The organism is Mycolicibacterium arenosum (assembly GCF_024320865.1).
GTDB classification, from domain to species: Bacteria; Actinomycetota; Actinomycetes; order Mycobacteriales; family Mycobacteriaceae; genus Mycobacterium; species Mycobacterium arenosum.
Genome location: NZ_JANDBD010000013.1, coordinates 109,599 through 135,974, shown reverse-complemented (window position 1 = coordinate 135,974; position 26,376 = coordinate 109,599). Strand labels below are relative to the sequence as shown.

The window sequence follows — 26,376 nt, the reverse complement described above, 5'->3', positions numbered from 1 at the left end:
CCATGACCAGCGATCAAGACCAAGCCCGACGCCGGCGCGACGGCGCGATGTGCCAACCTTGAAACGTGAAACCACCGGTGTGTGTGTTGGGCTTGGGCCTGATCGGCGGCTCGGTGATGCGGGCGCTCACAGCCACCGGCCGAGAGGTGTTCGGCTACAACCGGTCCATCGACGGGGTGCAGGCCGCGCGGTTCGACGGGTTCAACGCGACCGACAGCATCACCGAAGTGCTCACCCGCGCCGCGGCGAGCGATGCGCTCATCGTGCTCGCGGTCCCGGTGCCCGCGCTGCCGATCATGCTCGACCACATCCGGACGACGGCGCCCGGTTGCGCCCTGACCGACGTCGTCAGCGTGAAGGGCGCGCTGCTGCGGCTCGTCACCGACTACGGCCTGCTCGATCGATACGTCGGCGGCCACCCGATGGCGGGCACCGCCCACTCCGGGTGGAGTGCGGGCAGCCCCGATCTCTTCGTCGGCGCGCCCTGGGTGGTCAGCGTCGACGACCACGTCGACGCCGACGTCTGGACCGACGTCATGCACCTGGCGCTGGACTGCCGCGCGGTCGTGGTGCCCGCCCGCGCGCACGAACACGACGCCGCGGTCGCCGCCATCTCGCATCTCCCCCATCTGCTCGCCGAGGCCCTCGCCGCGACGGCGTTCGACGTGCCGCTCGCCTTCGCGCTGGCGGCAGGCTCGTTCCGCGACGGGACCCGCGTCGCCGCAACCTCACCCGACCTCGTCCGAGCGATGTGCGAGGCGAACTCGGAGCAATTGCAGGTGATGCTCAACCGGGCGATCTACCGGCTGGAGCAGGCCCGCAACGGACTGTCGGCCCACGCATCGGTCGCCGATCTGGTCGAGAGCGGCCACGCCGCGAGGGTCAGCTACGACAGCCTGGTCAGGCCCGACATCGTCACGGTCGCCGTCGGCGAGGACAACTGGCGCGCCGAGCTCGCCGCTCAGGGGCGGGCCGGCGGCGTGATCAGATCCGCTCTGCCAGTCCGGGGTAGTCGAGGATGAACCCGTTGTCGTCGACCGTGATCGGGGTGTCGGCGACCGGCGAGTTCAGCCCGAACACGGAACCGTCGTTGGTGTAGGTGATGGTCTCGAGTTCCACCGAGAGATCGGGCACCCGCACGTAGACCACCGGCACCGCGATGGTGTCGCTGCGCTGATAGATGCCGGTGCGGCGGATCGGCAGCGCGTTGAAGAAGGGGCTGAAGATCACGTCCACGTCCAGCGCACCCTCGAAGGCCGCGCGCTTGGAGCTCTGGTGATCCTGCACCAGCCACATGTTCTCCTCGTCGCGCGCGATCGACAGCTGCCGCTCGCGTTCGGCCAGGGTGACGGTCATCGACAGGCGTTTCGTGGCGCCGCGATCATCGGTGTTCAGGTCGTACGAGGCGCTGAACGCCGGATGGGAGGCGGTCGCCGCGGCGACGACCCGGCCGTAGGCCTTGATGCGGTTTCCGGACAACTGCACCCGCACCGACTCCATCCGCGGGACGTCGTGCGCGCGCCACGTCAAGATCGCGGGGAAAGCGGATGCCTCGGGAGCGGATTGGGCTGCACTCACCCGTCTACCGTAGGCGACGGACCCCGTCCTTCGTAGCCGCCTTGAGAAGAGCCGCTGGATCGAGATGCGCCGAACGTCTGGAGGGCGACCTCGTCACCCAGTAGCGGCTGCGGCATCCGGCGGAATCTGTCGGTGCCGGGTTCGGACCACCAGACCACCGTCGCCAGGACGGCGTCGAGGATCAGCGCGAGGACGGTCACCATCACCGCGCCGACCAGGGCGAGGTAGAACTCGCGCACCTTGATGCCCTCGATCAGGTAGCGGCCCAGGCCGCCGAGGCTGGCGTAGGCGGCGACGGTCGCGGTGGCCACGATTTGCAGCGTCGCCGTGCGCAGTCCGCCGAGGATCAGCGGCAGCGCATTCGGCACCTCGACGCGCAGCAGCACCTGCCGTTCGGTCATGCCCATCGACCTCGCGGCGTCGACGACGTCGCGGTCGACGTTGGCGATGCCCGCGTAGGTGCCCGCTAGCAGAGGCGGAATGCCCAACAGCATCAGCGCGACGGTCGGCGGGATGAGGCCCAGCCCCCACAGCAGCACGCCGAGCAGCAGGACGCCGAGCGTCGGCAGGGCGCGCAGCGCGTTGACCCCGGTGACGACGAGGAACGTGCCCTTGCCGGTGTGTCCGATGACCATCCCGATCGGGATCGCGATGAGCGCGGAGAACACCACGGCCACCGCGGTGTACTGCAGGTGGTCGACAATCCGCATGCCGAGGCCGTCGCTGCCGCCCCAGTTCGACGCCGTGAAGATGTAGGCCAGTGCCTCCTGCAGGAAGTTCACGCCGCACCTGCCTTCGCGGCCCGCTTGCTCACGTGGCCCACTCGCGTCCACGGCGTCGCGGCCTTGCCCGCGAACATGATGAGCGTGTCGATCACCAGTGCCAGCACGAAGATGGCGATGATGCCCGCGATGATCTGGTCGCTCTTATCCGACTGGTATCCCTCGGTGAACCAGGTGCCCAAGCCGCCGATGCCGATGACCGATCCGACCGACACCATCGAGATGTTGGTGACGGCAACCACGCGCAGGCTGGCCACCATCACCGGAATCGCCAGCGGCAGTTCGACTTTCAGCATTCGCGTGAGCGGCTTGTACCCCACCGCGGTCGCCGCGTCCAGGACGTTGGCCGGGACGGCGTCGAGCGCCTCCGGCACCGCTCGCACCAGCAGCGCGACCGTGTAGAGCGTCAGGGCGACGATCACGTTGGTCGGCGACAGGATGGTGGTCGGGATGATCAGCGGCAGCGCCACGAACAGCGCCAGCGACGGGATCGTGAAGACGATGCTCGCGCTGATGGTGGTGATCCTGCGGAGGACGGTCGTCCGGTGTACCAGCGCACCCAACGGCACGGCGATCGCCAACCCCAACGCCAGCGGCAGCAGCGAGAGCCACAGGTGGATGACCGTCAGCTCCCACGCGTCGTCGAGGTGCGTCAGCAGGTAGTTCACGGGGCTATCCCACCTCGGGCACGCGACGCTGCTTCTTCAACGCGTCCAGCACGTCGTCGGCGTCGACACCGCCGATGAGCCGGCCGTTCTCGTCGACCGCGACGCCCAGCCCCGACGGTGAGGACAGCGCTGCGTCCAGCGCCAGCCGCAGCGAGCCGTCGGGAGGGAAGAACGACCCCCCGCCAATGGTGCTGTCGTACAGCGCGCTGCCTTTGCGATGCACTGCGACGCCGTCCGCGTTGATCCACGCGAACGGCTTGCCGTCCGCCTTGATGACGAGCGCCCACTCCTGCGGCCCGAGTTCGAGTCGGTCGATATCGGCTTCGGCGACGCTGCGGATGTCGTGCAGCGTCAGACCCGTCGCCTTGAAGAACTGCAGCCCCCGGTAACCGCGGTCGGCGCCGACGAAGCCGGAGACGAGTTCGTCTGCGGGGTTGGACAATACGAACGACGGCTCGGCGTACTGCAGCAGCTTGCCCCCGCGTCCGAACACCGCGACCTTGTCGCCGAGCTTGATCGCCTCGTCGATGTCGTGGGTGACGAACACGATGGTCTTGCGCAGTTCGCTCTGCAGTCGCAGGATCTCGGCCTGCAGGTCCTCGCGAACCACCGGGTCGACGGCGCTGAACGGCTCGTCCATCAGCAGGATCGGCGGATCGGCGGCGAGCGCTCGCGCCACCCCGACGCGCTGCTGCTGGCCGCCCGAGAGTTGCGCCGGGTACCGGTCGGCGAGCTTCGGATCCAGGCCCACACGTTCGAGCACGCCGAGCGCCGCCTTGCGCGCCGCCCGCCGCGATTCGCCTTTGAGGACGGGCACCGTCGCCACGTTGTCGACCACCCGCAGATGCGGCATCAGACCCGCACTCTGGATGACGTAGCCGATGCCCAGGCGCAGCTTGACCGGATCCACTCTGGTGACGTCGTCGCCGTTGACGGTGAGCGTGCCCGACGTGGGGTCGATCATTCGGTTGATCATCCGCATCGACGTCGTCTTGCCGCAGCCCGAAGGCCCGACGAACACCGCGAGCGTGCCCTCCGGCACGTCGATGGTGAGGTCGTCGACGGCGACCGTGCCGTCGGGGTACTTCTTGGTGACGTTCTCGAAGGAGATCATGTCGCTATCCGTGCTCCCTGGTCTTCGCGCAAGCGCTCATCCGGCCACCGGCTTGTCGAATCCGTTCGCCTGAACCCACTTCTCCGCCGCCTCGTCCGGGTCGATGCCGGCGTTCCCGGACGTCTCGGTGTTCATTTCGACGAGCGCCTCCGTGGTGAGCTTGGCCGACACCGCGTTCAGCACGGTCTTCAACTGATCGGACATCTTCTGCGATGCGACGAGCGGCACGACGTTGGCCGACAGGAAGTTGTTCTTGGGATCCTCGAGCACGACGAGATCGTTCTGCGGGATCGACGCCGAGGTCGTGAAGATGTCCGCCGCGGTGATCGACCCCTCGACCAGCGCCCGCACCGTCGCGGGCCCGCCACCGTCGTTGATGGCGAGGAAGTTTCCGGGGGCGATGTCCAGGCCGTACTTGGCCTTCAACCCCGGCAGCCCCTCGGCCCGGGTCTGGAACTCCGACGGGCCGCCGAACTTCACCTCGGGCGAGCGCTTCGCCAGATCGGCGATGCTCTTGACGTTCCACTCGTCCGCCGTCTTCCGGGTGATGACGACGGCGTCCTGATCATTGGCGGGCGACGGGGTCAGAATCGACAGGTCGCCGGGCAGCGCGTTGTACAGCGCCAGCAGCACGGCATCCGGGTCGGTGGCCTTGTTCTCCTTGTCGAAGTACTGCAGCAGGTTGCCGGTGTACTCCGGGATCAGGTCGATCGAATGGTCCTTGACCGCGGGCACGTACGCCTCGCGGCTGCCGATGCCGAACTGGCGACTGACCTCGAAGCCGTTGGCCTCCAACGCCAACGCGTAGATCTCGGCGATGATGCGCGACTCCGGGAAGTCCGCGGAGCCCACCTTGATGGTTTTCAGGTCGCCGGAGATTTCACCGCCGCCCAACGGGTTGGCGCTGCCACACGCGGTGGCCAGCAGTGCGATCAATGCGGCTATGAGAGCCAGCGCGCGGTTCATGCGAACGTCCTTTCCCGGCTTTCTCCGGGTCACAGCTTTCCGCGACCCTAACCGCAGGTCGACCCTCCTGCTCGTGTTTGTCGTTTCCCTCGCGGCGCGAGAGGGCAAGATGATGCCATGAGCAGCGACCCGTTAGTACCCAAGGACCCCGGCTTCGAACCGCTGCCGTCGGACTCGCTCCCGGCCGAGGCGCCGATCGACGACCCGGTACCGGACACCAAGCCGACGATGCCTGCCGACGAGGCGGGCAAGTTCACCCGCGCCGGTGCCCTGTGGTCGGCTCTGGCAGGCGGTTTCGTCGTGCTGATCCTGCTGTTGGTGTTCGTCATGCAGAACACCGACACCACCACCATCCACATGTTCGGCTGGGCGTGGGAGTTGCCGGTCGGCGTCGCCCTGCTTCTGGCGGCGATCGCGGGCGGGCTGCTCACGTTCCTGGTCGGCACCGTGCGCATCCTGCAGTTGCGCCGCGCCGCGAAGAAGAACCTGAAGGCCGGCTTCTAATCGACTCGCGGTGAGCCGAACCCCTACCGGAGGCTCACCAGATCGGTGACGAGTTCCGACGGAAGCGGACCCTCGAGCCACGCTTTGACGCTCATCCAGTTGAGGTTCACGAAACCGCCGTGGTTGTCCATGAACGCCGTGTCCGCGGCGTCGCGTCCGGTACCGATGCGCACCATCGTCTGGCGTGGAGCCAACCGCGTCGCGTCGACCACCCTCCAGTGCCCGTCGATGTACGCCTCCGCGACCGCGTGGAAGTCCATCGGGGTGAGGCCCGGCGCGTAGACGGCGACCAACCGCGCGGGCACGAACACCGCGCGCAACAGCGCCACCACGAGGTGCGCGTAGTCGCGGCAGACACCGCGACCCGCCAGCAGCGTGTCGACCGCCCCGTCGATGGGATCCGACGACCCCGGGACGTAGCCCAGCCGCGAACCCACCCACATCGACACCTTCTCCAACAGCACGGAGTGATCGGTGAGATCGCCGAACTCAGTGGCGGCGAAGCCGAAGAGCTTATCCGCCTCCGCATACCGGCTGGGCCGCAGATACGTAGAGAGGTCGAGTTCCTCGACGGGAGCCGGATCCGCCTGGCCGAGCACGGTGGCGGTGTAGTTCACCTCCAGCTGCCCCGCCTCCGCGTCGAACTTGTGGATGCGGTTCCCGTGGTCGCCGACGAGCTCGGTGGCCTCGATCTCATTGCCGTTCAACGTGAATGACAACAGCTCGGTGACCTGGGCGCCCGGCTGCGGGGCGACCGCGATCTGGAACTCCAGGGTGGTGGGGGCACCGATGTACACGTCGAGATACGTCCCGACCTCGCGCCTCATCATGTGCACGTATCTACCCAACCACGCGGTGGGCGAATCCGGACCGGCGCGAGCGAAGCGACGGGGAGAACCCCATCAGGAGAGTTCGGCCAGACCCATTGAGATACAGGGGCCGACGGCCGCGCCGACCATGTCCCCGTACTCGGTGCCGCCCCCCATCCGGTCCCGGAACTGGATGCCCGCGGCGATGATGCCGAGCTTGAAGTACGCCAGCGCCATGTAGAAGTCCCAGTGCGCCAACGGCTGATCGGCTGCGAGCGAATAGCGGTGCGCCAGATCGTCCGCCGACGGGATCAGAGGCGACGCCCACGCGGCGTCGGCGTGCACCTTGTCGAACGTCGGATGCCGGTAGACGCACATGAGCGCGGCGTCGGACAGCGGGTCGCCGAGCGTCGACATCTCCCAGTCGAGCACCGCGCGCACCTTGGTGGCGTCCTCGGCGTCCAGCATCGTGTTGTCGATGCGGTAGTCACCGTGCACGATCGCGCTGCGACTCTGCGGTGGGATCCGCTCGCCCAACTTGGCGTGCAGCAGGCGGACATCGGCGTCTCGCTCGTCGTCCTCGGTCTTCACCAGATCCCACTGCGAGCCCCAGCGCCGCACCTGCCGCTCGAGATAGCCGCTCGCCTTGCCGAAGTCGCCGAGTCCCACCGACTCCGGGTCGACGGCGTGCAGATCGGCGAGCACCTTGATGAGCGCGTCGACGCACGCATCGATGGTGTTCTGGTCGCCGAGCGCCTCGAGTTGATCGGTGTGGCGGATCACCCGGCCGGGCACGTACTCGACCATCTGGAACGTCGTCCCGATCGCCGTATCGTCCTCGCCGAGTGCGACGGCGCGGGCGACCGGCACCGGGGTGTCGGCCAGCGCGGCCACGACCTTGTACTCGCGGGTCATGTCGTGTGCCGACGGTGTCAGGCCGTGCAGCGGTGGGCGGCGCAGCACCCACTTCGACGCGTCGTCTTCGACCAGGAAGGTCAGATTGGAACGGCCACCGGCGATCAGTTCGCCCCTCAAGTCACCGGAGCGCGGGACGCCGATCGAGCGCAGGTGCTGGTCCAGCCTGGCGAGGTCGAGGCCCTCGAGTTGCTCCGTCACGGGACTTGTCTACCACCGCTGGTTTCTGGGCAGCAGGTCCCATACGTGTTCGGTGCCGTTCACCGACGCCACACCGAGTTTTCCGGTCCGCGACGACAGCAGCCGCGTGACGCCGGCGTAGTCGACCTGGACGCAGAGCAGCCGTTCGGTCTGCATGATCGTGTGCACCAGCGCGTTGATGACGCCGCCGTGGCACACCAGCGCGACGGTGTCCTCGTGACCGGCGCCGGCCACGATGTCCGCGACGCCCTCGTTGACCCGCGCGATGAACGCGTCCTGGTCGACGTTGCCCGGCAGATGCCCGGCGATGAGACGCTGGACGTCCTCCTCGGAGGCCTCCTCGATGGGCACGTAGTGCGAGAGCCCGTAGTCGTACTCGGCGACCCGCTCGTCGATGTCGATCGTGAGACCGAGCGCGTCGGCGACGGGCTGCGCGGTCTGGATCGCGCGGCGCTGCGGGCTGCTGACGATCCGGGTGATGGGAAACCGGGCCAACGCGTCCGGCAGCCGCTTGGCCTGCTCGATGCCGTCCTCCGAGAGGTTGGGGTCCGCACCCTCACCCGGCTCGCTGCGCAACGGCAGCGCATGTCTGATCACCAGCAGTTGCATGTGTGCCACCATATGGCGTGCGTGCGTTCGCCTGTCCGGTGTGCCGCTCCTTCGTCGCGTTCGAAGCACACCGCTGCGACACCTGCCGCACCGCGGTGGGCCTGCACCTGCCGACCAGATCGATGGTCGCGGTCGACGAGAGCGGGTCGACGATCGACGGTGTGCAGTGGATCCGGTGCACGCAGAACACCACCCTCGGGTGCAACTGGTTGACGGAAGCCGAGCAGTCGGAGTTCGTCCGGGGCCGCTGCCTGGCCGACTCGTTGATCCGACGGGAACCCGCCGCCGACGACACGCTGGCCCGCGAGAAGCTGGTGCCGACGGCCCGGGCGCTACGGCGGTTGGTCTACCAACTCGCCGAACTCGGACTGCCGATCGAGCCCTACTGGCGCAGCGACGGCGGTCTGGCGTTCGATCTGCTGTCCAGCTACACCACCGGCGAGAAGGTGATCATCGGGCACGCCGGCGGTGTCATCACGATCGACGTCGTCGAGTCGCTCGACGTCTACCGCGAGACGCTGCGAGTGCGTCTCGGCGAGCCGTACCGCACCATGCTCGGCCACTTCCGCCACGAGGTCGGGCACTACTACCAGCACATCCTCGTCGAAACCGGTTCCGGCGCAGCGCGATACCTCGATGACTGCCGAACCCTCTTCGGAGACGAGCGGATCTCGTACTCCGGCGAGATCGCCCGGCACTACGCCACGGGCGCGCCCGCCGACTGGGCGGAGTCGTACATCTCCGAGTACGCGACGATGCACCCGTGGGAGGACTTCGCGGAGTGCTTCGCCCACTACCTGCACATCACCGACACCATCGAGACCAGCCGCGAGGCGGGTCTCGTCCTGCACGCCGACCGGGTCCGGTTCGCCGCGCCGCACGACATCGCGCCGCTCGAGTCCTACGCCGACGGGCCCGTCGAACGGCTGCTATTCGACTGGCACTGGCTGTCGCTGCTGTTCAATCGCGTCAACACGGCGATGGGTAAGAATCCGTTGTACCCGTTCGACATTCCACCGGCCGTTACCTCGAAGCTGGGCTTCGTGCACCGCGTGGTGCGCGACGCCGGAAAGGACTGAGGAATGGGTTTCGCCGACGAACTCTTCGACCTCACCGACAAGGTCGTGCTGATCACCGGCGGCAGCCGGGGGTTGGGCCGCGAGATGGCCTTCGCCGCCGCCCGCTGCGGCGCCGACGTGATCATCGCCAGCCGCAACTACGACTCCTGCGTCGCCACCGCCGACGAGATCACCGCCGCGACGGGCCGCGCCGCGCTGCCGTACGGCGTGCACGTCGGTCGCTGGGACCAACTCGACGGCTTGGTCGACGCCGCCTACGAGCGGTTCGGGCGCGTCGACGTGCTGGTGAACAACGCGGGCATGTCGCCGCTGTACGAGTCGCTGGGATCGGTGTCCGAGAAGCTGTTCGACTCGGTGATGAACCTGAACTTCAAGGGGCCGTTCCGGCTGACCGCGCTGGTGGGCGATCGGATGGTCGCCGATGGCGGCGGATCCATCATCAACGTGAGCACCAGCGGATCGCGCCGACCCGACGCGCACATGCTGCCCTACGCGGCGTCCAAGGCCGGGTTGAACGCGCTGACCGAGGGCTTCGCGCTGGCGTACGGCCCGACCGTGCGCGTCAACACGCTGATGCCCGGTCCGTTCCTTACCGACGTCAGCAAGGCGTGGGACATCGAGGCGACGACCGCGGGCGTACAGCACTTCGCGCTCAAGCGGCTGGGTGAACCACGCGAGATCGTCGGTGCGGCGCTGTTCCTGATGTCCGATGCGTCGAGCTACACCAGCGGATCGATCATCCGAGCCGACGGCGGAATGCCCTGAGTATGTTGCAGGTACTCCTCGGCCGTCTGCTTTCGCCGCGCGTGGTCCGCCTCATCGTGTATTGGACGTCGACCAGATTCACCGCCGGATCGCTGGTCGTCTGGGTCGTCGACAATCGGGTTCTCCTGGTGCGCAACGGCTATGGCGAGCGCGCATGGGGATTCCCCGGCGGCGTGATGAACCGCAGCGAGGATCCCGTTGACTGCGCCGTCCGAGAACTGCGCGAGGAGACCGGGATCGACGTGGCCGCCGAGGAACTGACGCTGCTCGGCACGCACACCCAGCGCGCAGCGCGCCACATCGACCACGTCTACCGCCTGGATCGGATCGCCGATGACGGTCCCGATGCGGTCGCGACCGGCCGATTCGAGATCGCCGAGATCCAGTGGTGGCCGCTCGATGCGCTGCCCGTGCTCCGCCGCGAGGCCGACGACGTGGTCGACCGGTACCTGTTCCCTACGGCGTGATGATGTTGAAGCCGGGGTCCGGCTTGTCGAGGGCGTTGACGAGCTGCTGCAGGGCCGCAGCGTCGCCGCCGATCTCCACGCCGGGCGATGTGAGGTCGCCCGAGACGAGTTGTAGCAAGCGCACTTTGGTGGCCACCGTCAAGGTGGCGGTGGCAGTGGCCGGATCCGCTGCCACCTTGCGATGCACCAGCACGCCGTTGCGGAGTGCCAGCCGGTAGTTGGCGTCGAGGTCGGTGAACGTGATGTCGAGCGCGATGTCGAGGTCCCACGACCGCGGCCCGTCGACGCTGATCGCCAGTGCGTCGAACATCTGATCGGGCGTCAACTGAGCCATCATGGTCGGGGATGCGGTCTGCGTCGGGGTGCCGAAGTTGCCCTCCCGCAACTCCGTTGCCCCCGAGAAGAAGAAGTTCCGCCAGACCGCGTTCTCCGCGCCGTAGGCCAACTGCTCGAGCACATCCGCGTACAGCGCCCTGGCGTCCGCGTGCTCCTGATCGGTGAAGATGGCGTGATCGAGGAGCGTTGCCGCCCAACGGAGATCGCCGTCATCGGCGGCATGCTGTGCGATTTCGACGACCCGGTCCAGGCCACCCATCGCCTCGACATAGCGCGGCCCGATGGCCTCCGGCGGATGCGCCCACAGCCGGCCGGGGTTGCCGTCGAACCACCCCATGTAACGCTGGTACACCGCCTTGACGTTGTGGCTGACCGATCCGTAGTAGCCGTGGGTGTGCCACGCCTTCTCAAGGGCCGGCGGCATCTGAAAGGTCTCGGCGATCTCAATGCCGGTGAAACCCTGGTTCAGCTGGCGCAGCGTCTGGTCGTGCAGGTAGGCGTACAGATCACGTTGCAGAGAGAGGAATTCGACGATGTTCTCCCTACCCCACGTCGGCCAGTGGTGTGAGGCGAACACGACGTCCGCACGATCGCAGAACGCGTCGATGGCCTCGGTCAGGTAGCCCGACCACCCGTGCGGATCGCGCACCAGCGCGCCGCGCAGCGTCAGCAGGTTGTGCAGGTTGTGCGTCGCGTTCTCTGCCATGCACAGCGCCCGGAACTTCGGGAAGTAGAAGTGCATCTCGGCGGGAGCCTCCGTGCCGGGGGCCATCTGGAATTCGATCTCGACACCGTCGACGGTGTGCGTCTCGCCGGTGGTCTTGACGTCGACGGTCGGCACGATCAGCGCGACCTCGCCCGTCGAGCCGACCTGCCCGAGCCCACAGCCGACCTGTCCCTGCGGGCCGCGCTCGAGTACCGCGCCGTACATGTAGGCGGCCCGCCGTGCCATCGCCGTGCCCGCGTACACGTTCTCCTGCACCGCGTGATCGGTGAAGTGCTCCGGCGCGATGATCGCGACGGTGCCCGCGTCGACCTCGGCCTGGGACGTGACGCCGAGAACGCCGCCGAAGTGGTCGACGTGGCTGTGCGTGTAGATGACGGCGACGACCGGACGGTCGCCGCGATGCGCGCGGTACAGCGCGAGTGCGGCCGCCGCCGTCTCCGTCGAGATGAGCGGGTCGATGACGATGATTCCGGTGTCACCCTCGATGAAGGTGATGTTCGACAGGTCGAGCCCGCGCACCTGGTAGATACCCTCGACCACTTCGTAGAGACCCTGCTTGGCGCACAGTTGCGACTGTCGCCACAGGCTGGGGTGCACACTCGTCGGCGCGTCGCCGGTGAGGAATCCATAGACGTCGTTGTCCCAGACGACACGTCCGTCAGCCGCTGTGACCACGCACGGGTCCAACGCCGCGATGAAGCCCCGGTCGGCGTCTTCGAAGTCGGTGGTGTCGTCGAGCGGCAGCGCGGCCAGCGCCGCGGCGTGGGCGGACTCGATGACGGCTGAGGCGGGTTTCTGATCCATGCCGACGAGGTTGCCACTCGGATCTGTTCGTCGGGTGAGAACCATCGCATATTCACGCAGTAGTCAGTCAACCTGCCCGGCGGTCCGGCCCTCTGCATAGCACAGGACACCGACGTGAAACGTGTTGCGCGACCGACTTATCCACAGTTCGAGGTTCATCCACAGGGCGGCTCCGTGCGATCGAAATCGTCAGCGATCGAAGGTATGTTCGAAGCATGTCGATCGACGAGGCACTCGCCGCCTTCACCGCCGGGGTGGACGCACTGCTGGCCGCCGACGTCGACACCCCCTCACACCACGAGCTGCTGACCCACTTCACCGGGATCGAGGACCAGACCCGCCGCATCCCGACCGCCGGCTACGCGATCCTGGCCCGCCTGCAACGCGAAGCGTCCCCCGTCGAACTGGGCGCCACCTCCTGGACCAAACTGCTGACCCTGCGCACCCGGATGAGCACCGGCCGCGCCCGCAGACTGCTCACCCGCGCCCGACAACTCGCCCCCCGCCGGACCCTGCACGGTGAGCAGCTGCCCCCGCAGTGGGAACACACCGCCACCGCACTGGCCGACGGGACCATCGGCGACGAACACGTCGAGGTCATCGCCAAGTTCCTCGCCGCCCTGCCGGCATCGGTGGACCCGACCACCTCCGCCCACGCCGAAGCGTCCCTGGTTCAGGCCGCCGCCACCCTGGACCCGCGATCGCTGACCGTCGCCGCGATCCACCTGCTGGCGCTGCTGCACCCCGACGGCGACGAACCCGCCGACGCCGCCGCGCGCAAGGTGGGCCTGCACCTGGGCAATCAGCAACCCGACGGCCTGAGCTACCTGTCCGGATGGATCTCGCCGACACTGCGCGCCCTCATCGAACCCATCCAGGCCAAATTCGCCGAACGCGGCCGCCACCCCCGACCCGAACCCGAGGCGGAGTCGGAGCCGGAACCTGACCCCAACCCTGACTCCGAACCCGCTGCCGCCGAGGACGATCCGTTCGCCCCGCACCCCGACGACCCACCACCCCCGCCACCCACCCCGGTCCTGGACCACCTGTGGCGCACCAGAGCCCAATACACCCACGACGCGTTCGCCACCGCCCTGGACCTACTCCTGCGCTCGAACACCCTCGGCACGCTCAACGGGCTGCCCACCACCGTGGTCGTCACCACCACCCTGCAGGAACTCCAAGCCGGCGCCGGTCACGCCGTCACCGGCGGCGGCACCCGCCTGCCGATGCGCGACCTCATCACCATGGCCGCCGACGCCTACCACTACCTCGCCGTGTTCGACGGCCACACCTCGATGGCCCTGCACCTCGGCCGCGCGCAACGCTGCGCCACCGGAGCTCAGAAGCTCATGCTGTTCGGCCGGGAACGCGGATGCACCTGCCCCGGCTGCACCGTGGACTTCTACCGCACCCAGGCCCACCACGGCGTCGCCGACTGGAAACACCACGGCCAGACCAACATCGACGACCTCACCCTCGCCTGCGGACCCGGCAACCAGATGATCGAGGACACCGGCTGGAAAACCCGCCGCCGACCCGACGGCCGCTACGCATGGATCGACCCCGTCACCGGCCGACCCCACGTCAACAACCTCCACCACCCCGAACGCCTCCTCACACCAGAAGACGACGACCCCTTCTAGTCAGAGGTGGTCGAGCACCCGCGTGACTTCATCCGCACCGTGTCCTTGTTCGACGACCGCGTCGACCGACCGTTTCAGCGCCTGCAGCGCATCGCTACCAACGCCGGCATCCCGCGATGCCGCAATAAGGTGCCGCAGCGAGGCTGCCACCGAGGACACCGGCGCCGTACTGTCGGCGTGATTCCCGTCGCGCGCTCGCTCGGTCAGCTCGGTGAAGACGGCGGGCAGAATCTCGACGATCCCGAGCGCGTGCGGCAACAGATCACTCGGGCCTACGCCGTTCGCCTGCGCCACCTTCAGCGCGTGTAGGAAGCCACCCGTCGACGTCCAGAACAGATCGAGCAGCGCGACGTCGAAACCCGCTGCGCAACCGTGATCTTCGCCCAGCCACGTAGCCCTGCCGAGTTCCGCGAACATCGATGCGTGGCTGTCGAACAGCGATCGCGGGCCCGCGAACAGGACACTGGCGGCGTCGGTGCCGATGGTCGGTGCCGGGGTCATGATGGCGCCGTCGAGATAGCGCCCTCCCGCCGCGGCCACCAGCGTCGCCGTGTGCCGGGCACGTTCGGGTGTATCCGAGGTGAGCCCGACGATTCCGCGGCCGTCCACCGCCGGACCCGCCGTGTCGAGCACGGCATCCACCACGTCGTGGTCCACCACGTTGATCAGCGTGACGTCACTCGCCGCGACGGCCTCGGCGGGCGTTCCCGCCCAATGTGCGCCCCTGCCAAGCAGTTCGTCGGCTCGGGACGGCGTGCGGTTCCACACGGTGACCGACAGTCCGGCGTCGAGGAGCGCGCCAGCGAGTGCACGTCCCATGGGGCCCAAGCCCAGAACGCTCACGGTGGTCATGCCGCGCCCCTGAAACTCTCGATGACTCGGGCGAATCCGTCAGCGCCGTGGCCCGCGTCGATCTGCCGGAGCACGAGTGCGCGTACGGCGTCGATCAAATCGGTGCGGACGCCGGCGTCGCGGCTGGCGGTCACGATGTAGCGGGGATCGGAGAAGTACAGGCTCTGCTGCCCTGCCGCGCCGTAGTCCCCGGCGTCGACGACGGCAGCGAAGTCCGTGAGACTGTCGGCCATCGCCTGAAGCCACGGCGTCGCACGCCCTGCGAACTCCGTCGCGGATACGCCCGCTGTCCCGACCATGGCGGCGCCGTGGAAGAACCCGGCGAACATCGAGTACATGCCGGCCAGCAGGGCCAGGTCGTACAGTGCTGCGGCGCCCGCGTCGAAGCCGAGATACTCAGCACGGCACCATGATTCGAGCAGTCCGCGATGTGCATCGAAGACCTCGGCTGAGCCGCTGTACAGCACCTCACCGGCGGGGGTTCCTATCAACTCCGGGACGGCCATCACCCCGCCGTCCAAATAATCCGCTCCCAGGTTCCTCGTCCAGTCCGCCAGGGCCCGCGCCTCGGCGGGCGTCGTGGTGGTCACGTTGACGACGTGGCGTCCGCGGATCGCGTGGGCTACCGGATCGAGTACGGCGTGCACGGACGCGTGATCGAGTAGACACACCACGACGACGTCGGACGCGCGGATCGCGTCTGCGGGCGAGTCCGCGACCGTGACACCGGCCAGGTCATCGGCTTTGGTGCGGTCGCGGTTCCACACCGTGACGGTCCGCCCGCCCGTCGCCGAAGCGCCCGCGAGAGCGGAACCCATTGCGCCCGTTCCGAGAAACGACACTGAGGAGGACATGGAGATATCGTCGAGGTGACACGGGGCCGACGACAAGTACCCACTAAAAAGTGCGGTACTTACCAAAAGGAAAGTAACGGCGGTGAGCAGTGCAACTGGGTAGGTACACCTGCGGGCTTGACGCGGCGATGGCCGTCGTGGACGGCAAGTGGAAGCCGCTGATCCTCTGGGAGTTGCAGGAGGGTCCCAAGCGGTTCAACGCGCTGCACCGCAGCCTGCCCGGCATCTCGCAGAAGATGCTCACGCAGCACCTCAAGGAACTGCAACGGCACGGCGTCGTACATCGTGAGAGCTACCACCAGGTGCCGCCGAAGGTCGAGTACTCGATGACCGACGCCGGCCGGGAGCTGCTGGATGCGCTTGGGCCGCTCGGTGATTGGGCCACGAAGCACATCGCGATGATCGTCGCCGCCGATCAGGACTGATCCGCGAGCCACTTCTCCCCTCGACGCTTGGAAGCCTGCGACAGCCAGGCGTCCTGGACCAGTTCGGTGAGCTCGGCTAGGCCCACTCGGTGCAGATCGCACTCCCGGACGAGCACCGAGCGGTGTCCGTTGAAGTGGCCGGTCGTGAAGAAGGGCGAATCACGGTCCTGCACCAGGGCGAGCTTGTCCGCCTCGGACCCCACCCAGATGACGATGACATCCGGATGCGGCGCGTCCGGCCGCGGGTTCCGGAAGAACACGAACGCTTTGCCGCCCACCTGGTAGATCGGCCTCCCCTTCGACCCTTCGACGCGAGTCACGTGCGGCATCGCCGCCGCGAGCCGGTGCACGTCGTCGACGGTGGCCGGACGGTCAGACACGGTGAAGTTCCACATCGGACAGCGCACCGTCGGCGACCGTCGCCGTCATGTACGTGCAGAACGGCTGGCGCCTTCTATCGGTCGGTGAGCCGGGATTGAGCAGCCGCAGGCCGGTGTCCGCCGTGGTGTCCCACGGAATGTGGCTGTGCCCGAACACCAGGACGTCCCTATCGGGGTACAGCGCCGCCATCCGCGCCTCCCGCCCCTTCGACCCGCCGGTCTCGTGGACGACGGTGAACCGAACGCCTGCGAGCGTCACGTCAGCGCGTTCCGGGAGTCGACGGCGCAGTTCGTCGCCGTCGTTGTTGCCCCAGCAGGCCACCAGCATCGCGGATCTCGCCTGAAGCTCGTCCAACAGATCGGGTTCCACCCAGTCCCCGGCGTGGAAGACGACATCGGCGAGCGCCACCTGTTCCCACACCACCGCGGGCAGGTCACGCGCCCGCTTCGGCAGATGGGTGTCGGCAATCAACAATGCGCGCACACCTCAACGCTAACCGACCGTGGTTAGCCGTAGAACGAAGACGACGTTGCTGAACTGATGGCCAGCGCCGTACCTCAAGCAAGGACGGGCTAGCTTGACAATCCGGCAGTCACTGTCGAACGATAGCTCCGATCAGGGAGAGTTCAGTGCTGACACGCAGGTCGGGAGCCACACTGAGCGCTGCTTCCGCGGCGCTCGTGGTGTTTGCACTTTGGATCGTGTTCAGCTGGGGCGGCCCGGTCGTCACCGACACCGTGAGCGATGTCGGCTCGCTGGCCTTCGCTGGCTTGGCCTTCACCTGCGCCCTGACAGTGGCGAAGAAGGCACAGGGACGGCTGCGCCTGGCGTGGTCGCTCTTCGCATTCGGCCTGTTCGGCTGGCTCATCGGCGACGCGGCCTGGCTGGTCTACCGGTTGGTGCTCCGCACCGAGCCCGCGGGCTTCTCGTTCATCGACGTCGCCTACCTGATGTTTCCGATCGCCACCGGCGTCGCCTGGAGCGTGAACGCCCCCCGCGAACGACGGCCTCTCGCGCTTCGCCCGCTGCTCGACGGGTTGATCGTCGCGTCGGCACTGTTCCTCGTGCTCTGGCCGCTGATCCTTCACCGCCTGTTCGAGCAGAACGCGGGCAACGAAGCGCAACTGGCGCTCGCCCTGGCGTATCCGATCGCCGATCTCGTCATGGTGACGATGGCACTGGTCGTCACCGCCGCCGTGCGCGCGCCGTACCGGGGCTCGATGGTGACGGTGACGTTCGGTCTGATCATCGTGGCGATCACCGACTGCGCACTCGTCTACGTCCAGTCCATCGGGGAGCGCACGAACCCGCTGCTGGCCATCGGCTGGGCGGCGGGCATGCTCCTGGTCGCCGCAGGGGCGCTTCGAGAACTCCACACACCGCGGTTGGCCGGCGTAACCGCCGCCGTCACACGGCGGCGGCAACTGTTCTGGCTGCCCTACGCACCCCTCGTATTCGCGATACCGGTCAGCGTGACGGCGCTGTGGGAGTTCACCCCCGGAGACCGGCCGCTCCTGGTCGCCGGCGTGCTTCTCATCAGCGCCGCACTGATCCGGCAGCTCACGATCCTGCTCGAGAACAGAGCCCTGCTCGACGTGGTCGCCGAGCAGGCGCTGACCGATCCCCTCACCGGAGTGGCCAACCGCCTGCTGTTCAGCGATCGCCTGGACCACGCGATGCTGTTGCGCCAACGCGACGATCGCAAGGTGTCCGTGCTGTCACTGGATCTCGACGATTTCAAGATGGTCAACGACAGCCTGGGCCACTCGTACGGTGACGCGCTGCTGCGCCACATCGCCGACCGACTGACGAGCGTCGTGCCCGCGGGCGACACCGTCGCGCGACTGGGCGGCGACGAGTTCGCCGTCCTCATCGAAGACGGCCCGGTCTCCGCCGCCGAGCTCGCACAGCGCATCGTCGAGGCCTTCGACAAGCCGTTCTACCTCGAAGGCGACGACCTCTTCATCCATCCGAGTGTCGGACTGGCCACCGCACCGCCGATCGACGACGAGGAGATCACCGCCGACGAGCTCTTCAAGCGCGCCGATCTCGCGATGTACACCGCGAAGCGCGCGGGCATCGGAGGCGTGCAGACCTTCACGGCCGACATGCGGCTGGTCGATCGCGCGGAGTTGCGAACGGCTGCGTCCAACGGAGGTAAGCGACGCCGCACGACGGTGTCAGGAATCCAGTTGCTCGGTCAGCTGCGGCGCGCTATCGACGACGCCGAGCTGAGCCTCGTCTACCAACCGAAGATCAGCCTGTCGTCGGGGGGCATCGTCGGCGTCGAGGCGCTCATCCGATGGCCGCACCCCGAACTCGGCGTGCTGACACCCAACCAGTTCCTGCCGCTGGTGCGGCAGAACGGACTGATGGGCGCGGTGACCGATCTGGTGCTCGACCGGGCCGTCGCCGACGCCACGACGTGGTTCCAGCCGGGAACGTGCGAAATGCCGGTCGCCATCAACCTGTTCGCGCCCTCGCTCGACGACCTCGCCCTGCCCGACCGCATCCTCGCCGCGGTCAGCGATGCGGGCCTGCCGCCGACGGCCCTCTCGGTCGAGATCACCGAGCATCTACTGGTCGCCAACATCCGCCGCGCCAGCACCGTGATCGACAGACTGCGCGCCAACGGGCTGCGCGTCGCCATCGACGACTACGGCAGCGGCTACGCGACGATGAGCTATCTGCGCGACCTTCGCATCGACGAACTGAAACTCGACCGGCAGTTCATCGCACCGGTACTGCGCAGTCAGCGCGCCGCCGCGATCGTCCAGTCCGTCATCGACCTCGCGCACACACTCGGAATCGTTTGTGTCGCAGAGGGTGTCGAGGACGAGGCGACAGCCGACAGATTGCGCGACTACGGTTGCGATGTCGCGCAGGGGCACTACTTCTCCCGCCCGATCACCGCCGACGCGCTGCGCGATCGCTGTCAGGTCGGCATGAGCAACTCGGCCATCTTCCCCATCACCGACTGAAGCCCCTTGAACGGCCGGATCATCACCTTGAACGACACGATCCGCTCGTCGTCGTTCCAGGTGATCATGTCGACGCCGTTGACGTACATGCCGTCGACGGTGGCGGCGAACTCCAGCACCGCAGACCGGTCGCCGTACCACTCGCCCTCGTAACGGAAGTCGGTGCCGCCGAACAGTTTCGCTGCGGCGGTGAGGTACATCGCCGTCTTGGCCTTGCCCTCCTGCGGGCTGAAGATCGCGGGCGAGTAGAAGACGGCGGCGTCGTCGAGCAGGGCGTCGAGCGCGTCGAGGGAGTGCCCGCCCTCGATGAACTCGTACCAGCGCTGGATCACGGGAGGAGTCATCGCGCCATCCTCGCACGCGTCAGTGCGTGAACAACTCGATGATCTGCACCTGCACCTCACCGACCACACCGCCGAGGACCGCGCCGACCGCGATCATCAACGGTTCGTCGTCCTTGAACACCGGCCGCAGGATCGACTCGTACTCCTCGTTGCTCAGTTGGCTCATCTTGTCGATGATGGTGTTCTCCAGGTCGATCACGCTGGTCGCGTACTCCTGGGCCTCCAGCAGCGTGTCGGGCAGCCGCTCCAACACCAGTGCGACGACGCGGTCCTTCAACGCGCGATAGCGCTTGGTGCCGACCGCCAGCGTCACGACCGGCCGCACGACTCCGGTCTGCGCGTCGATTGCGGCGTCGATCTCCCTGGCCGCCAACGCGAACAGCTTGTCCGAGCCGGGACCCTTGATGATGGCGTCGAACATGATCTCGGGCGCGAACAGGTCGTCGGCGAGGATCTTCGCGTAGTCGCGGGTGATCTTGTCACGCTCGGCGTGCAGCAATCCCTGAAAGGGGATGACTCCCAGAAACTTCCGCGGCTGCACCGGCCGGAACAGCATGTTGAGCGCGATGTAGTCGCTGATGAAGCCGACGGCGAAGCCGAACGCGGGCATGATCCAGGGGTTCTTGAACAGCGCCCACGCCACCATCTGGACGAGGCCGATGACGAGGCCGAAGTAGATGCCGCTGCGCCGCACGAACGCCATCGCGTCGGTGGTGACGCTGCGCATCAGCTTGACGAGCTTCTCCTTGTTGCGCACCAGCGTCGTCACCGCGAGGAACTGCAGATCGAGGTAGCGGCCGAGGTCCGACTTCATCTCGGTCAGCATGTTCTCGACGATTCGCGGCGCCTGGGCCTGCATGCGGTCCTGCACCGCCTGCCTGGTGGACTCCGGCAGCGCATCCCACAAGCCGGGCCGGATCTCCTCCGCGAGGTCGCGGGAGATGTCGTCGATCGCCGCGGTGAGCGGACCGCGGAGCGCGTCGACCGCCTCGTCGGCGTCGATACGTTCAAGCAGCTCCTCGGGTTTCAGCAGGTTGGAAGTCAGCAGGTCGATGGTCTTGGAGCCCACCTTGCCCGCGCGCCGCGGGACGATCCCCTGCCAGCCGATCGGTCCCCAGCCCTTGAACTCGAGCGGCCGGTACAGCATCTCGAGAGCCACGATCTTGGTGCTCCACCCGACGAACGCCGCGACGAACGGCATCGACAGGTAGACGAACCAGTAGGCGCTGAAGTCCTGCTTGATGTCCGCCCAACTCGAGAGTGCGACGAGCGTCTGAGAGGTCACAGACCGTCGTCCTGCATCGTCGCCGCCCATAGCGAGGCGCCCAGCGACGACAGGGTCAGCGTCGACTTCTCGACTTTGGCCGCCAACGGCCCACGCGACGCGCTCTTCACGGCCGCCAGCACCGACGACTCGGCCATCAGCACCTCGTACTCGGTGGCCAACTCGGGGTCCTCGGGTCGAGCCTCGACCAGGCCCAGCGACAGCAGGTGGCTGACGTACTGGGGAACCATCTGAGGCAGCGCCACATTCGCGGTGCGCCCGATCAGCGACGCGTTCTCCAGCACGGCCCGGCCCGGTACGCGCGGGCTGAGCCAGGTGAAGACGTTGACCATCGGCGACGACGACCCGTCCGACAGTGCCCCGAGGATTCTCGCCTCGTCGGCGACCAGCTGGTCGAGCAGGTGGTGGTAGAGCTCGGCCCGGCTGCCCTTGGTGTTCTGGTCGAGCGCCCGGTCGAGCAACCGGGTCATCTTGCCGTTGAGCGAGTTCGGGTCCGGTTTCGCCGGCTCTGCGACCGCATCGGGCGCGGGCTCCTCCAGCGCGTCCGCGGGGTCGATCGAGTCCAGGCCGTGCCTGATCGCGCCGACCACCTGTTCCTCGGCCCAGGAGTAAACGTCGAGCCCGATTCGCGCGGCGCCGACCGCACGTCCGATCAATGCGCGAGGGTCGTACGAGTAGGCCATGGGCACGAAAATAGCGGTGCCGGCCCGGCTCGAACGTGGCCTTGCCGAATCTGGCGGGGAGGGGCCGTTTACTGCAGTGCACCGAGCGGCCCCGGCGGCAGCCGCGAACTCCAGCAGCCGACCCGGTCACATCACCGGTTCCAGCGGAACGGCGATCCGTCGAGTGCGGACACGACGTCCTCGATCCGACGTCGCGGTGTCGCCGGCAACGGGTCGGCACCGACCGGCGCCCAACCCACCCGCAGCATCATCTGTGGGTACTCCACTCCCCCGAACACCTCGGAGCGGACGGCCGCACGGGTATCGGCGATCTCCAGCGGTTCCGTGATCGGACAGCTCGACAGGCCCAGCGCCGTGCTGGTGAGCATGGCTATGCTCGCGGCTTCCCCGGCGCGAAGGCGTGAGACGGCGTCATCGCCACCGGTGCCGAGCGCCAGCACGACGGCGTGGTCGTGCTCGGCCGGCGTATCGGGCGGCTGATCGAGGGCGGCGCCCGCGAAGATTCGGCTCGGTAACGCGGCGCCGGGATGCGGGTTCGGGATGCTCCGGGCGGGCACGCCCGCTCTGGAAGCGTGTCGCCCGCTCCACATCGTCAACTCGTCGAGGTAGCCGTCGTCGTGAGCGTGGTTCCACACAGACTCGGCGACAATGGCTTTCAGTTCGGTTGACATCTCCACCCGACGCATCTGCACACCCATCCGCGCCACCCGAATGCCGATTGTCGCGATGTCGGCGCGCGGCACCGGCCAATAGCTGTACAGCCGACGGTCGGTTCGCCTGCGCGGAATCGCCGCCGCCAGCAGGACGTCGAGTTCAGCGGGTTCCTGACGATGCACCCGAATCGACGCCAAGTGACTCGAATCAGCTGGGTTGGGCAGGCGCACGAGCTTGCTCTGCCAACCCAGGGCGGCTAGGGCCGTCACCGCATGATGAAGCGCCGCGCCGCAACTGAGCAGAAGGTCCCGTTGATCGGGGTCGGTGTGGACCAGATGCCGGGAGGTATCCGCGTACAGGTGCAGACTGTCTTCTCCGACCCTCCACAGCCACGGCTGCGTGTTGTGGACCGACGGCGCGCGGGTGGCCATGGACAGCACGGTGCGGACCGTGTCCGAGTCGGGAAATCTCGCGGTCATGTTGATGCTCCTACCGCAGGCGGTGTACATCTGCTTACTGTGCCGTGATCGGGGTGTCGCTGCGAGGGTCGAAAGCCCTCGTTGCGAGCGTCTTTCGGAACAACGGCGCGGTGTGCTGATCGACGGAAGCCCGAATCGCAGATGAACCGCCCTCGACGCCTCAGTGGTTCGGTGGATGTCGAACCACTTCATCCTCGTCGGCGGGCGCACCGTCGTGCCGGTCGTCGTCACCGTGCCGGCGTCAACAGGACCTTGAGTGCACCGGTGTCGCTCGGCCGCGCGAAAACGTCGTAAGCCAAGTCGAATTCGTCGACGGATCTCCGGCGTCGCGCGCAGCGCTGCGATGGGCGGCGGATTACGCTGCGCTGCACGAGAAGGGGCTGACACTCGTACACGTGCTCGGCGCGGCGACGCCGGGAAGCGGCTTGTCGCCTGCTCCCGATCCGCTGTCGTCGACTGAGCTAGCCACCTGGCGCGAAGGCGAGGGTCGGCGGGTCCTGGCCGGTGCGTGCAGGATCGTGCACGAGAGCCTTCCCGATGACCAGCGCGGGCGCATCGCACGCCGACTCATCTGGGGTGCGCCGGCCTCCGTTCTCATCGAGTGGTCCAGCAGAGCCGACCTCGTGGTCCTGGGCCGACGTAGCCAGGAGACCTTCCGCACCGCGCTGCTCGGATCGACCGGCGCCGCCGTCAGTCGGCACGCCCACTGCCCCGTCGCGGTGATCGGCGACGATGAGCCGGCAGCACTCGCGCGGCGGACCACGATCCTGGTCGGTGTCGACGGTTCGCCGGCATCGGAATGGGCGACGGCGTTCGCGTTCGCCGAAGCCTCCCGACGACACCTGCAACTCGTGGCACTGCACGCGTGCACCGACGCCGAAGCAGCCGAACTGCCGAGCATGGAGGAGTCCTGCGCGCGAGCGTTCGGTGCCAGGCTGCTCGCCGAGCGCCTGGCCGGCTCGAAGACGGACCACCCCGAGGTCGTGGTGCAGCCGCTCGTCGCCGACGGCGACCCAGCCGGTCAGTTGATCGCGCACTCGGCGTTCGCGCAATTGACGGTGGTGGGCCGCCGAGGCCGAGGTGGGTTCCACCGCATGCTGCTCGGGTCGGTCAGCGGTGCCGTACTGCAGGCCGCGCGATCGCCTGTCGTCGTCACGCCGCAACCGCGGCGCGGATGAGGATGAGCCGGGGAGAACACGCGATGCGCGTTGCGTGCCGAGACCCGTTCCCCCTGGTCGATGAGTGCGCCCGAAGGGATTCGAACCCCTAACCTTCTGATCCGTAGTCAGATGCTCTATCCGTTGAGCTACGGGCGCTTGCTATTCAGTTATGTGGCGGAGGCGAGAGGATTTGAACCTCCGGTCCGCTTTAAGACGGACAACTCATTAGCAGTGAGTCCCATTCGGCCGCTCTGGCACGCCTCCTGAACGATCCGAGGGCACAGCGTACACAGACGCGACGCCGGAAGGCAAAGCAGTTGAAGCGCGCCCACGCCACCGCCCTAGACTGGCTCGGGTGACTGCCCGTCTGCGCCCCGAGTTGGCCGACCTACCGGCCTACACCCCCGGCCGTACCGTTCCGGGCGCCATCAAGATCGCGAGCAACGAGACCGTCGACGGTCCGCTGCCCAGCGTCCGTGCCGCGATCGAGAAGTCCACCGAGTTCGTCAACCGCTATCCGGACAACGGCTACGTCGAGTTGAAGGAGCGGTTGGCGAAGCATGTCGACGTCGCTCCCGAGAACATCTCGGTGGGCTCGGGATCGGTCAGTCTCTGTCAGCAGTTGATCCAGATCACCAGCACGGTGGGTGACGAGGTGCTGTTCGCCTGGCGCAGCTTCGAGATCTACCCGCTGCAGGTGCGCACCGCCGGAGCCACCCCCGTCCAGGTGCCGCTGCGCGACCACGTCCACGACCTCGACGCGATGCTGGCCGCCATCACCGACCGCACCCGCCTGATCTTCGTGTGCAACCCGAACAACCCGACGAGCACCGTCGTCGACCCCACCGCCCTCGCCCGTTTCGTGGCCGCCGTGCCGCCGCACATCCTCATCGTGATCGACGAGGCCTACGTCGAGTACATCCGCGACGGCATGCTGCCCGACAGCCTCGGGCTGGTGCGAGCTCACGACAACGTCGTTGTGCTGCGCACCTTTTCGAAGGCGTACGGGCTGGCGGGGCTGCGGATCGGCTACGCCGTGGGGGATCCCGACCTCATCACCGCGCTCGGAAAGGTCTACGTTCCGTTCACGGCGACGAGCGTCTCGCAGGCGGCGGCCATCGCGTCGATCGACGCCTCGGACGAACTGCTGGCCCGCACCGACGCCGTGGTCGCCGAGCGCGCACGCGTCACCGCCGCGCTCCGGACGGCCGGCTATTCGGTTCCGGACTCCCAGGCCAACTTCGTCTGGCTGCCGCTGCCCGGCCGCGCCCAGGAGTTCGCCGAGGCCTCGGCGGACAACCGCATCATCGTGCGGCCCTACGGTGAGGACGGCGTGCGGGTCACCGTCGCCGCCCCGCACGAGAACGACGCCTTCCTGGCGTTCGCACGCCGCTGGATTGGAGACGCATGACCGAGGCACGCAAGACGTTCGCCGAACTGACCGAGCGCACCGACCGGATCCCCGACGCCGAACTCGACGCGTTCTGGGAGACGCTGAAACCCGCCACCGTCGACTTCATGATCGGCGAGTGGAAGGGCGGTGAGTTCGACACCGGCCACCGGGCCAACGGTTTCATGAAGCGGCTCAACTGGTTCGGCAAGACGTTCGTCTCCGCCAGCGATGCCAAACCGCTGGTGTGCCTCGACGCCGACGGGAACAGGTTCTCCAACACCGAGGCGATGAACGGCGAGGCCAGTCTGTGGATGGAGGAGTTCCGCGGCGAACTCGTCGCGTCGATGGTCTACGACGGCAAGCCGGTGCACGACCACTTCAAGGTCGTCGACGACAACGCCGTCGTTGGGATCATGAACGGCAAGGGCGCCCTCGACGGCACCCGGCACCTCTACTTCTATCTGGAGCGGGTGTGAGTCTCACGGCGGTTCGGTCGGTCGCCGTCGCGGCCGGCGCGGCGCTGCTGCTGACCGGCCTCGTCGGCGCCTGCAGCCGCACCGTGGAGGGCACCGCGACGCGGGCGGGCTCGCCCGACGCGACCGCGGAGACCCGCATCCCGACCCCGTCGACGCGAAGCTCGACTCCCCGCACCACAACCCGCTCGACGCCGAGTCGCACCCCCGGAGCGCAGCCACCGGGAGACGCCCTCTCCACGACGTGCGAGCAGTACAACGACCTCGACGCCGCCGGACAGGACGCCGTGATCGAGGCGATCCTGAATCAGGAGGGGTCGGTGCTCGGTCCCGAGAACGTCGACATCGCCAAGGGCCTCACCGACGCCGCGTGCCAGTTCCTACCCGACGTGACCGTCAGCGAGATCCTGCTTGGAACGCCGCCGCCGTAGGCGGCTAGCCT

General features: G+C 67.6%; 29 protein-coding genes and 2 tRNA genes. 12 read left to right on the top strand and 19 right to left on the bottom strand.

What is annotated here, in order from left to right:
* Window positions 1–77: 77 nt before the first annotated feature.
* On the top strand, window positions 78–1,022 hold the full coding sequence (locus tag NM203_RS27240; RefSeq protein ID WP_255063822.1) for a prephenate dehydrogenase: 945 nt from the start codon (window positions 78–80) through the stop codon (window positions 1,020–1,022).
* On the opposite strand, the gene NM203_RS27235 is transcribed toward NM203_RS27240, so the two are convergent.
* The 5 genes from NM203_RS27235 to NM203_RS27215 are packed head-to-tail and all read right to left on the bottom strand — an operon-like array spanning window position 985 to window position 5,108.
* Window positions 985–1,578: a putative glycolipid-binding domain-containing protein gene (locus NM203_RS27235; RefSeq protein WP_255063721.1), complete on the bottom strand. Its 594-nt coding sequence runs from the start codon at window positions 1,576–1,578 to the stop codon at window positions 985–987. The two genes, NM203_RS27240 and NM203_RS27235, sit on opposite strands and share 38 nt — an antisense overlap.
* A complete protein-coding gene (locus NM203_RS27230) occupies window positions 1,575–2,360 on the bottom strand; it encodes an ABC transporter permease (protein ID WP_255063720.1) in 786 nt (261 codons plus the stop codon). Before NM203_RS27230 ends, NM203_RS27235 begins: the two co-directional genes overlap by 4 nt.
* Window positions 2,357–3,028 (bottom strand): ABC transporter permease, encoded by a 672-nt coding sequence (locus NM203_RS27225; RefSeq protein WP_255063719.1) that lies wholly within the window; start codon window positions 3,026–3,028, stop codon window positions 2,357–2,359. The genes NM203_RS27230 and NM203_RS27225 overlap by 4 nt, the downstream gene beginning before the upstream one ends.
* Before the next feature lie 4 nt (window positions 3,029–3,032).
* Window positions 3,033–4,142 carry an ABC transporter ATP-binding protein gene (locus NM203_RS27220; RefSeq protein ID WP_255063718.1) on the bottom strand — a complete coding sequence of 370 codons (1,110 nt, stop codon included), beginning with the start codon at window positions 4,140–4,142 and terminating at the stop codon, window positions 3,033–3,035.
* Between the two features lie 36 nt (window positions 4,143–4,178).
* Complete coding sequence (locus NM203_RS27215; RefSeq protein WP_255063717.1) at window positions 4,179–5,108, bottom strand: ABC transporter substrate-binding protein; 930 nt, start codon at window positions 5,106–5,108, stop codon at window positions 4,179–4,181.
* 117 nt (window positions 5,109–5,225) lie between these two features.
* Here NM203_RS27215 and NM203_RS27210 point away from each other — a divergent pair, with 117 nt between their 5' ends.
* Window positions 5,226–5,612: a LapA family protein gene (locus NM203_RS27210; RefSeq protein ID WP_255063716.1), complete on the top strand. Its 387-nt coding sequence runs from the start codon at window positions 5,226–5,228 to the stop codon at window positions 5,610–5,612.
* A 23-nt stretch (window positions 5,613–5,635) separates the two neighbouring features.
* On the opposite strand, the gene NM203_RS27205 is transcribed toward NM203_RS27210, so the two are convergent.
* The 3 genes from NM203_RS27205 to NM203_RS27195 form a co-directional block, all read right to left on the bottom strand.
* On the bottom strand, window positions 5,636–6,439 hold the full coding sequence (locus NM203_RS27205; RefSeq protein WP_255063821.1) for a transglutaminase-like domain-containing protein: 804 nt from the start codon (window positions 6,437–6,439) through the stop codon (window positions 5,636–5,638).
* Window positions 6,440–6,514: 75 nt separating this feature from the next.
* Entirely contained in the window at window positions 6,515–7,537 is a 1,023-nt protein-coding gene (locus NM203_RS27200; RefSeq protein WP_255063715.1) for a phosphotransferase family protein, read from the bottom strand.
* A 9-nt stretch (window positions 7,538–7,546) separates the two neighbouring features.
* Window positions 7,547–8,146 (bottom strand): histidine phosphatase family protein, encoded by a 600-nt coding sequence (locus NM203_RS27195; RefSeq protein ID WP_255063714.1) that lies wholly within the window; start codon window positions 8,144–8,146, stop codon window positions 7,547–7,549.
* 17 nt (window positions 8,147–8,163) lie between these two features.
* Between NM203_RS27195 and NM203_RS27190 the strand changes: the two genes are divergently transcribed.
* The 3 genes from NM203_RS27190 to NM203_RS27180 are packed head-to-tail and all read left to right on the top strand — an operon-like array spanning window position 8,164 to window position 10,457.
* Window positions 8,164–9,225, top strand: a complete 1,062-nt coding sequence (locus NM203_RS27190; RefSeq protein ID WP_255063713.1) for a zinc-binding metallopeptidase family protein — start codon at window positions 8,164–8,166, stop codon at window positions 9,223–9,225.
* A 3-nt stretch (window positions 9,226–9,228) separates the two neighbouring features.
* On the top strand, window positions 9,229–9,990 hold the full coding sequence (locus NM203_RS27185) for an SDR family NAD(P)-dependent oxidoreductase (protein ID WP_255063712.1): 762 nt from the start codon (window positions 9,229–9,231) through the stop codon (window positions 9,988–9,990).
* Between the two features lie 2 nt (window positions 9,991–9,992).
* The gene (locus tag NM203_RS27180; RefSeq protein WP_255063711.1) at window positions 9,993–10,457 is read left to right on the top strand and encodes an NUDIX hydrolase; all 465 of its coding nucleotides are present in this window, start codon (window positions 9,993–9,995) and stop codon (window positions 10,455–10,457) included.
* Here the strand turns inward: NM203_RS27180 and NM203_RS27175 are convergent.
* Entirely contained in the window at window positions 10,447–12,324 is a 1,878-nt protein-coding gene (locus tag NM203_RS27175) for an alkyl/aryl-sulfatase (protein ID WP_255063710.1), read from the bottom strand. The genes NM203_RS27180 and NM203_RS27175 overlap by 11 nt on opposite strands.
* 215 nt (window positions 12,325–12,539) lie before the next feature.
* Between NM203_RS27175 and NM203_RS27170 the strand changes: the two genes are divergently transcribed.
* Window positions 12,540–13,970: an HNH endonuclease signature motif containing protein gene (locus NM203_RS27170; RefSeq protein ID WP_255063709.1), complete on the top strand. Its 1,431-nt coding sequence runs from the start codon at window positions 12,540–12,542 to the stop codon at window positions 13,968–13,970.
* On the opposite strand, the gene NM203_RS27165 is transcribed toward NM203_RS27170, so the two are convergent.
* Together NM203_RS27165 and NM203_RS27160 are read right to left on the bottom strand one after the other, a co-directional pair.
* Window positions 13,971–14,822 carry an NAD(P)-dependent oxidoreductase gene (locus NM203_RS27165; RefSeq protein WP_255063708.1) on the bottom strand — a complete coding sequence of 284 codons (852 nt, stop codon included), beginning with the start codon at window positions 14,820–14,822 and terminating at the stop codon, window positions 13,971–13,973.
* Window positions 14,819–15,676: an NAD(P)-dependent oxidoreductase gene (locus NM203_RS27160; RefSeq protein WP_255063707.1), complete on the bottom strand. Its 858-nt coding sequence runs from the start codon at window positions 15,674–15,676 to the stop codon at window positions 14,819–14,821. Before NM203_RS27160 ends, NM203_RS27165 begins: the two co-directional genes overlap by 4 nt.
* Window positions 15,677–15,804: 128 nt before the next feature.
* Between NM203_RS27160 and NM203_RS27155 the strand changes: the two genes are divergently transcribed.
* Window positions 15,805–16,101, top strand: coding sequence for a winged helix-turn-helix transcriptional regulator (locus NM203_RS27155; RefSeq protein WP_255063820.1), 297 nt, complete (start codon window positions 15,805–15,807; stop codon window positions 16,099–16,101).
* Here the strand turns inward: NM203_RS27155 and NM203_RS27150 are convergent.
* Window positions 16,092–16,481 (bottom strand): MmcQ/YjbR family DNA-binding protein, encoded by a 390-nt coding sequence (locus tag NM203_RS27150; RefSeq protein ID WP_255063706.1) that lies wholly within the window; start codon window positions 16,479–16,481, stop codon window positions 16,092–16,094. The genes NM203_RS27155 and NM203_RS27150 overlap by 10 nt on opposite strands.
* A complete protein-coding gene (locus NM203_RS27145) occupies window positions 16,474–16,965 on the bottom strand; it encodes a metallophosphoesterase family protein (protein ID WP_255063705.1) in 492 nt (163 codons plus the stop codon). Before NM203_RS27145 ends, NM203_RS27150 begins: the two co-directional genes overlap by 8 nt.
* Before the next feature lie 218 nt (window positions 16,966–17,183).
* Between NM203_RS27145 and NM203_RS27140 the strand changes: the two genes are divergently transcribed.
* Window positions 17,184–19,463 carry a putative bifunctional diguanylate cyclase/phosphodiesterase gene (locus NM203_RS27140; protein ID WP_255063704.1) on the top strand — a complete coding sequence of 760 codons (2,280 nt, stop codon included), beginning with the start codon at window positions 17,184–17,186 and terminating at the stop codon, window positions 19,461–19,463.
* Here the strand turns inward: NM203_RS27140 and NM203_RS27135 are convergent.
* The 4 genes from NM203_RS27135 to NM203_RS27120 form a co-directional block, all read right to left on the bottom strand.
* Entirely contained in the window at window positions 19,418–19,807 is a 390-nt protein-coding gene (locus tag NM203_RS27135) for a nuclear transport factor 2 family protein (RefSeq protein WP_255063703.1), read from the bottom strand. The genes NM203_RS27140 and NM203_RS27135 overlap by 46 nt on opposite strands.
* A gap of 19 nt (window positions 19,808–19,826) precedes the next feature.
* Window positions 19,827–21,092, bottom strand: a complete 1,266-nt coding sequence (locus NM203_RS27130) for a DUF445 domain-containing protein (protein ID WP_255063702.1) — start codon at window positions 21,090–21,092, stop codon at window positions 19,827–19,829.
* Window positions 21,089–21,775: an Abi-alpha family protein gene (locus NM203_RS27125; RefSeq protein ID WP_255063701.1), complete on the bottom strand. Its 687-nt coding sequence runs from the start codon at window positions 21,773–21,775 to the stop codon at window positions 21,089–21,091. The genes NM203_RS27130 and NM203_RS27125 overlap by 4 nt, the downstream gene beginning before the upstream one ends.
* A 131-nt stretch (window positions 21,776–21,906) precedes the next feature.
* The gene (locus NM203_RS27120; RefSeq protein ID WP_255063700.1) at window positions 21,907–22,908 is read right to left on the bottom strand and encodes an Acg family FMN-binding oxidoreductase; all 1,002 of its coding nucleotides are present in this window, start codon (window positions 22,906–22,908) and stop codon (window positions 21,907–21,909) included.
* A gap of 134 nt (window positions 22,909–23,042) precedes the next feature.
* On the opposite strand from NM203_RS27120, the gene NM203_RS27115 reads away from it, so the two are divergent.
* Entirely contained in the window at window positions 23,043–24,086 is a 1,044-nt protein-coding gene (locus NM203_RS27115) for a universal stress protein (RefSeq protein WP_308212857.1), read from the top strand.
* Window positions 24,087–24,151: 65 nt separating this feature from the next.
* Here the strand turns inward: NM203_RS27115 and NM203_RS27110 are convergent.
* Window positions 24,152–24,224 (bottom strand) — tRNA-Arg (locus NM203_RS27110).
* Between the two features lie 16 nt (window positions 24,225–24,240).
* Window positions 24,241–24,332, bottom strand: a tRNA-Ser gene (locus NM203_RS27105).
* A 91-nt stretch (window positions 24,333–24,423) separates the two neighbouring features.
* Between NM203_RS27105 and hisC the strand changes: the two genes are divergently transcribed.
* From hisC to NM203_RS27090, 3 genes are read left to right on the top strand one after another with little or no spacing between them, the layout of a single operon-like run.
* Entirely contained in the window at window positions 24,424–25,479 is a 1,056-nt protein-coding gene (gene hisC / locus NM203_RS27100; RefSeq protein ID WP_255063699.1) for a histidinol-phosphate transaminase, read from the top strand.
* On the top strand, window positions 25,476–25,937 hold the full coding sequence (locus NM203_RS27095) for a DUF4334 domain-containing protein (protein WP_255063698.1): 462 nt from the start codon (window positions 25,476–25,478) through the stop codon (window positions 25,935–25,937). The genes hisC and NM203_RS27095 overlap by 4 nt, the downstream gene beginning before the upstream one ends.
* Window positions 25,934–26,365 carry a hypothetical protein gene (locus NM203_RS27090; protein WP_255063697.1) on the top strand — a complete coding sequence of 144 codons (432 nt, stop codon included), beginning with the start codon at window positions 25,934–25,936 and terminating at the stop codon, window positions 26,363–26,365. The genes NM203_RS27095 and NM203_RS27090 overlap by 4 nt, the downstream gene beginning before the upstream one ends.
* The last annotated feature ends 11 nt before the right edge of the window (window positions 26,366–26,376 follow it).

What these genes read in the sequence shown, in the direction of transcription:
- NM203_RS27180 (WP_255063711.1), top strand. Translation starts at nt 9,993, where the DNA reads ATGTTGCAGGTACTCCTCGGCCGTCTGCTTTCGCCGCGCGTGGTCCGC.
- NM203_RS27210 (WP_255063716.1), top strand. Translation starts at nt 5,226, where the DNA reads ATGAGCAGCGACCCGTTAGTACCCAAGGACCCCGGCTTCGAACCGCTG.
- NM203_RS27220 (WP_255063718.1), bottom strand. Translation starts at nt 4,142, where the DNA reads ATGATCTCCTTCGAGAACGTCACCAAGAAGTACCCCGACGGCACGGTC.
- NM203_RS27125 (WP_255063701.1), bottom strand. Translation starts at nt 21,775, where the DNA reads ATGGCCTACTCGTACGACCCTCGCGCATTGATCGGACGTGCGGTCGGC.
- NM203_RS27155 (WP_255063820.1), top strand. Translation starts at nt 15,805, where the DNA reads ATGGCCGTCGTGGACGGCAAGTGGAAGCCGCTGATCCTCTGGGAGTTG.
- NM203_RS27205 (WP_255063821.1), bottom strand. Translation starts at nt 6,439, where the DNA reads ATGAGGCGCGAGGTCGGGACGTATCTCGACGTGTACATCGGTGCCCCC.
- NM203_RS27195 (WP_255063714.1), bottom strand. Translation starts at nt 8,146, where the DNA reads ATGCAACTGCTGGTGATCAGACATGCGCTGCCGTTGCGCAGCGAGCCG.
- NM203_RS27095 (WP_255063698.1), top strand. Translation starts at nt 25,476, where the DNA reads ATGACCGAGGCACGCAAGACGTTCGCCGAACTGACCGAGCGCACCGAC.
- NM203_RS27165 (WP_255063708.1), bottom strand. Translation starts at nt 14,822, where the DNA reads ATGACCACCGTGAGCGTTCTGGGCTTGGGCCCCATGGGACGTGCACTC.
- NM203_RS27215 (WP_255063717.1), bottom strand. Translation starts at nt 5,108, where the DNA reads ATGAACCGCGCGCTGGCTCTCATAGCCGCATTGATCGCACTGCTGGCC.
- NM203_RS27185 (WP_255063712.1), top strand. Translation starts at nt 9,229, where the DNA reads ATGGGTTTCGCCGACGAACTCTTCGACCTCACCGACAAGGTCGTGCTG.
- NM203_RS27170 (WP_255063709.1), top strand. Translation starts at nt 12,540, where the DNA reads ATGTCGATCGACGAGGCACTCGCCGCCTTCACCGCCGGGGTGGACGCA.
- NM203_RS27120 (WP_255063700.1), bottom strand. Translation starts at nt 22,908, where the DNA reads ATGACCGCGAGATTTCCCGACTCGGACACGGTCCGCACCGTGCTGTCC.
- NM203_RS27135 (WP_255063703.1), bottom strand. Translation starts at nt 19,807, where the DNA reads ATGACTCCTCCCGTGATCCAGCGCTGGTACGAGTTCATCGAGGGCGGG.
- NM203_RS27175 (WP_255063710.1), bottom strand. Translation starts at nt 12,324, where the DNA reads ATGGATCAGAAACCCGCCTCAGCCGTCATCGAGTCCGCCCACGCCGCG.
- NM203_RS27160 (WP_255063707.1), bottom strand. Translation starts at nt 15,676, where the DNA reads ATGTCCTCCTCAGTGTCGTTTCTCGGAACGGGCGCAATGGGTTCCGCT.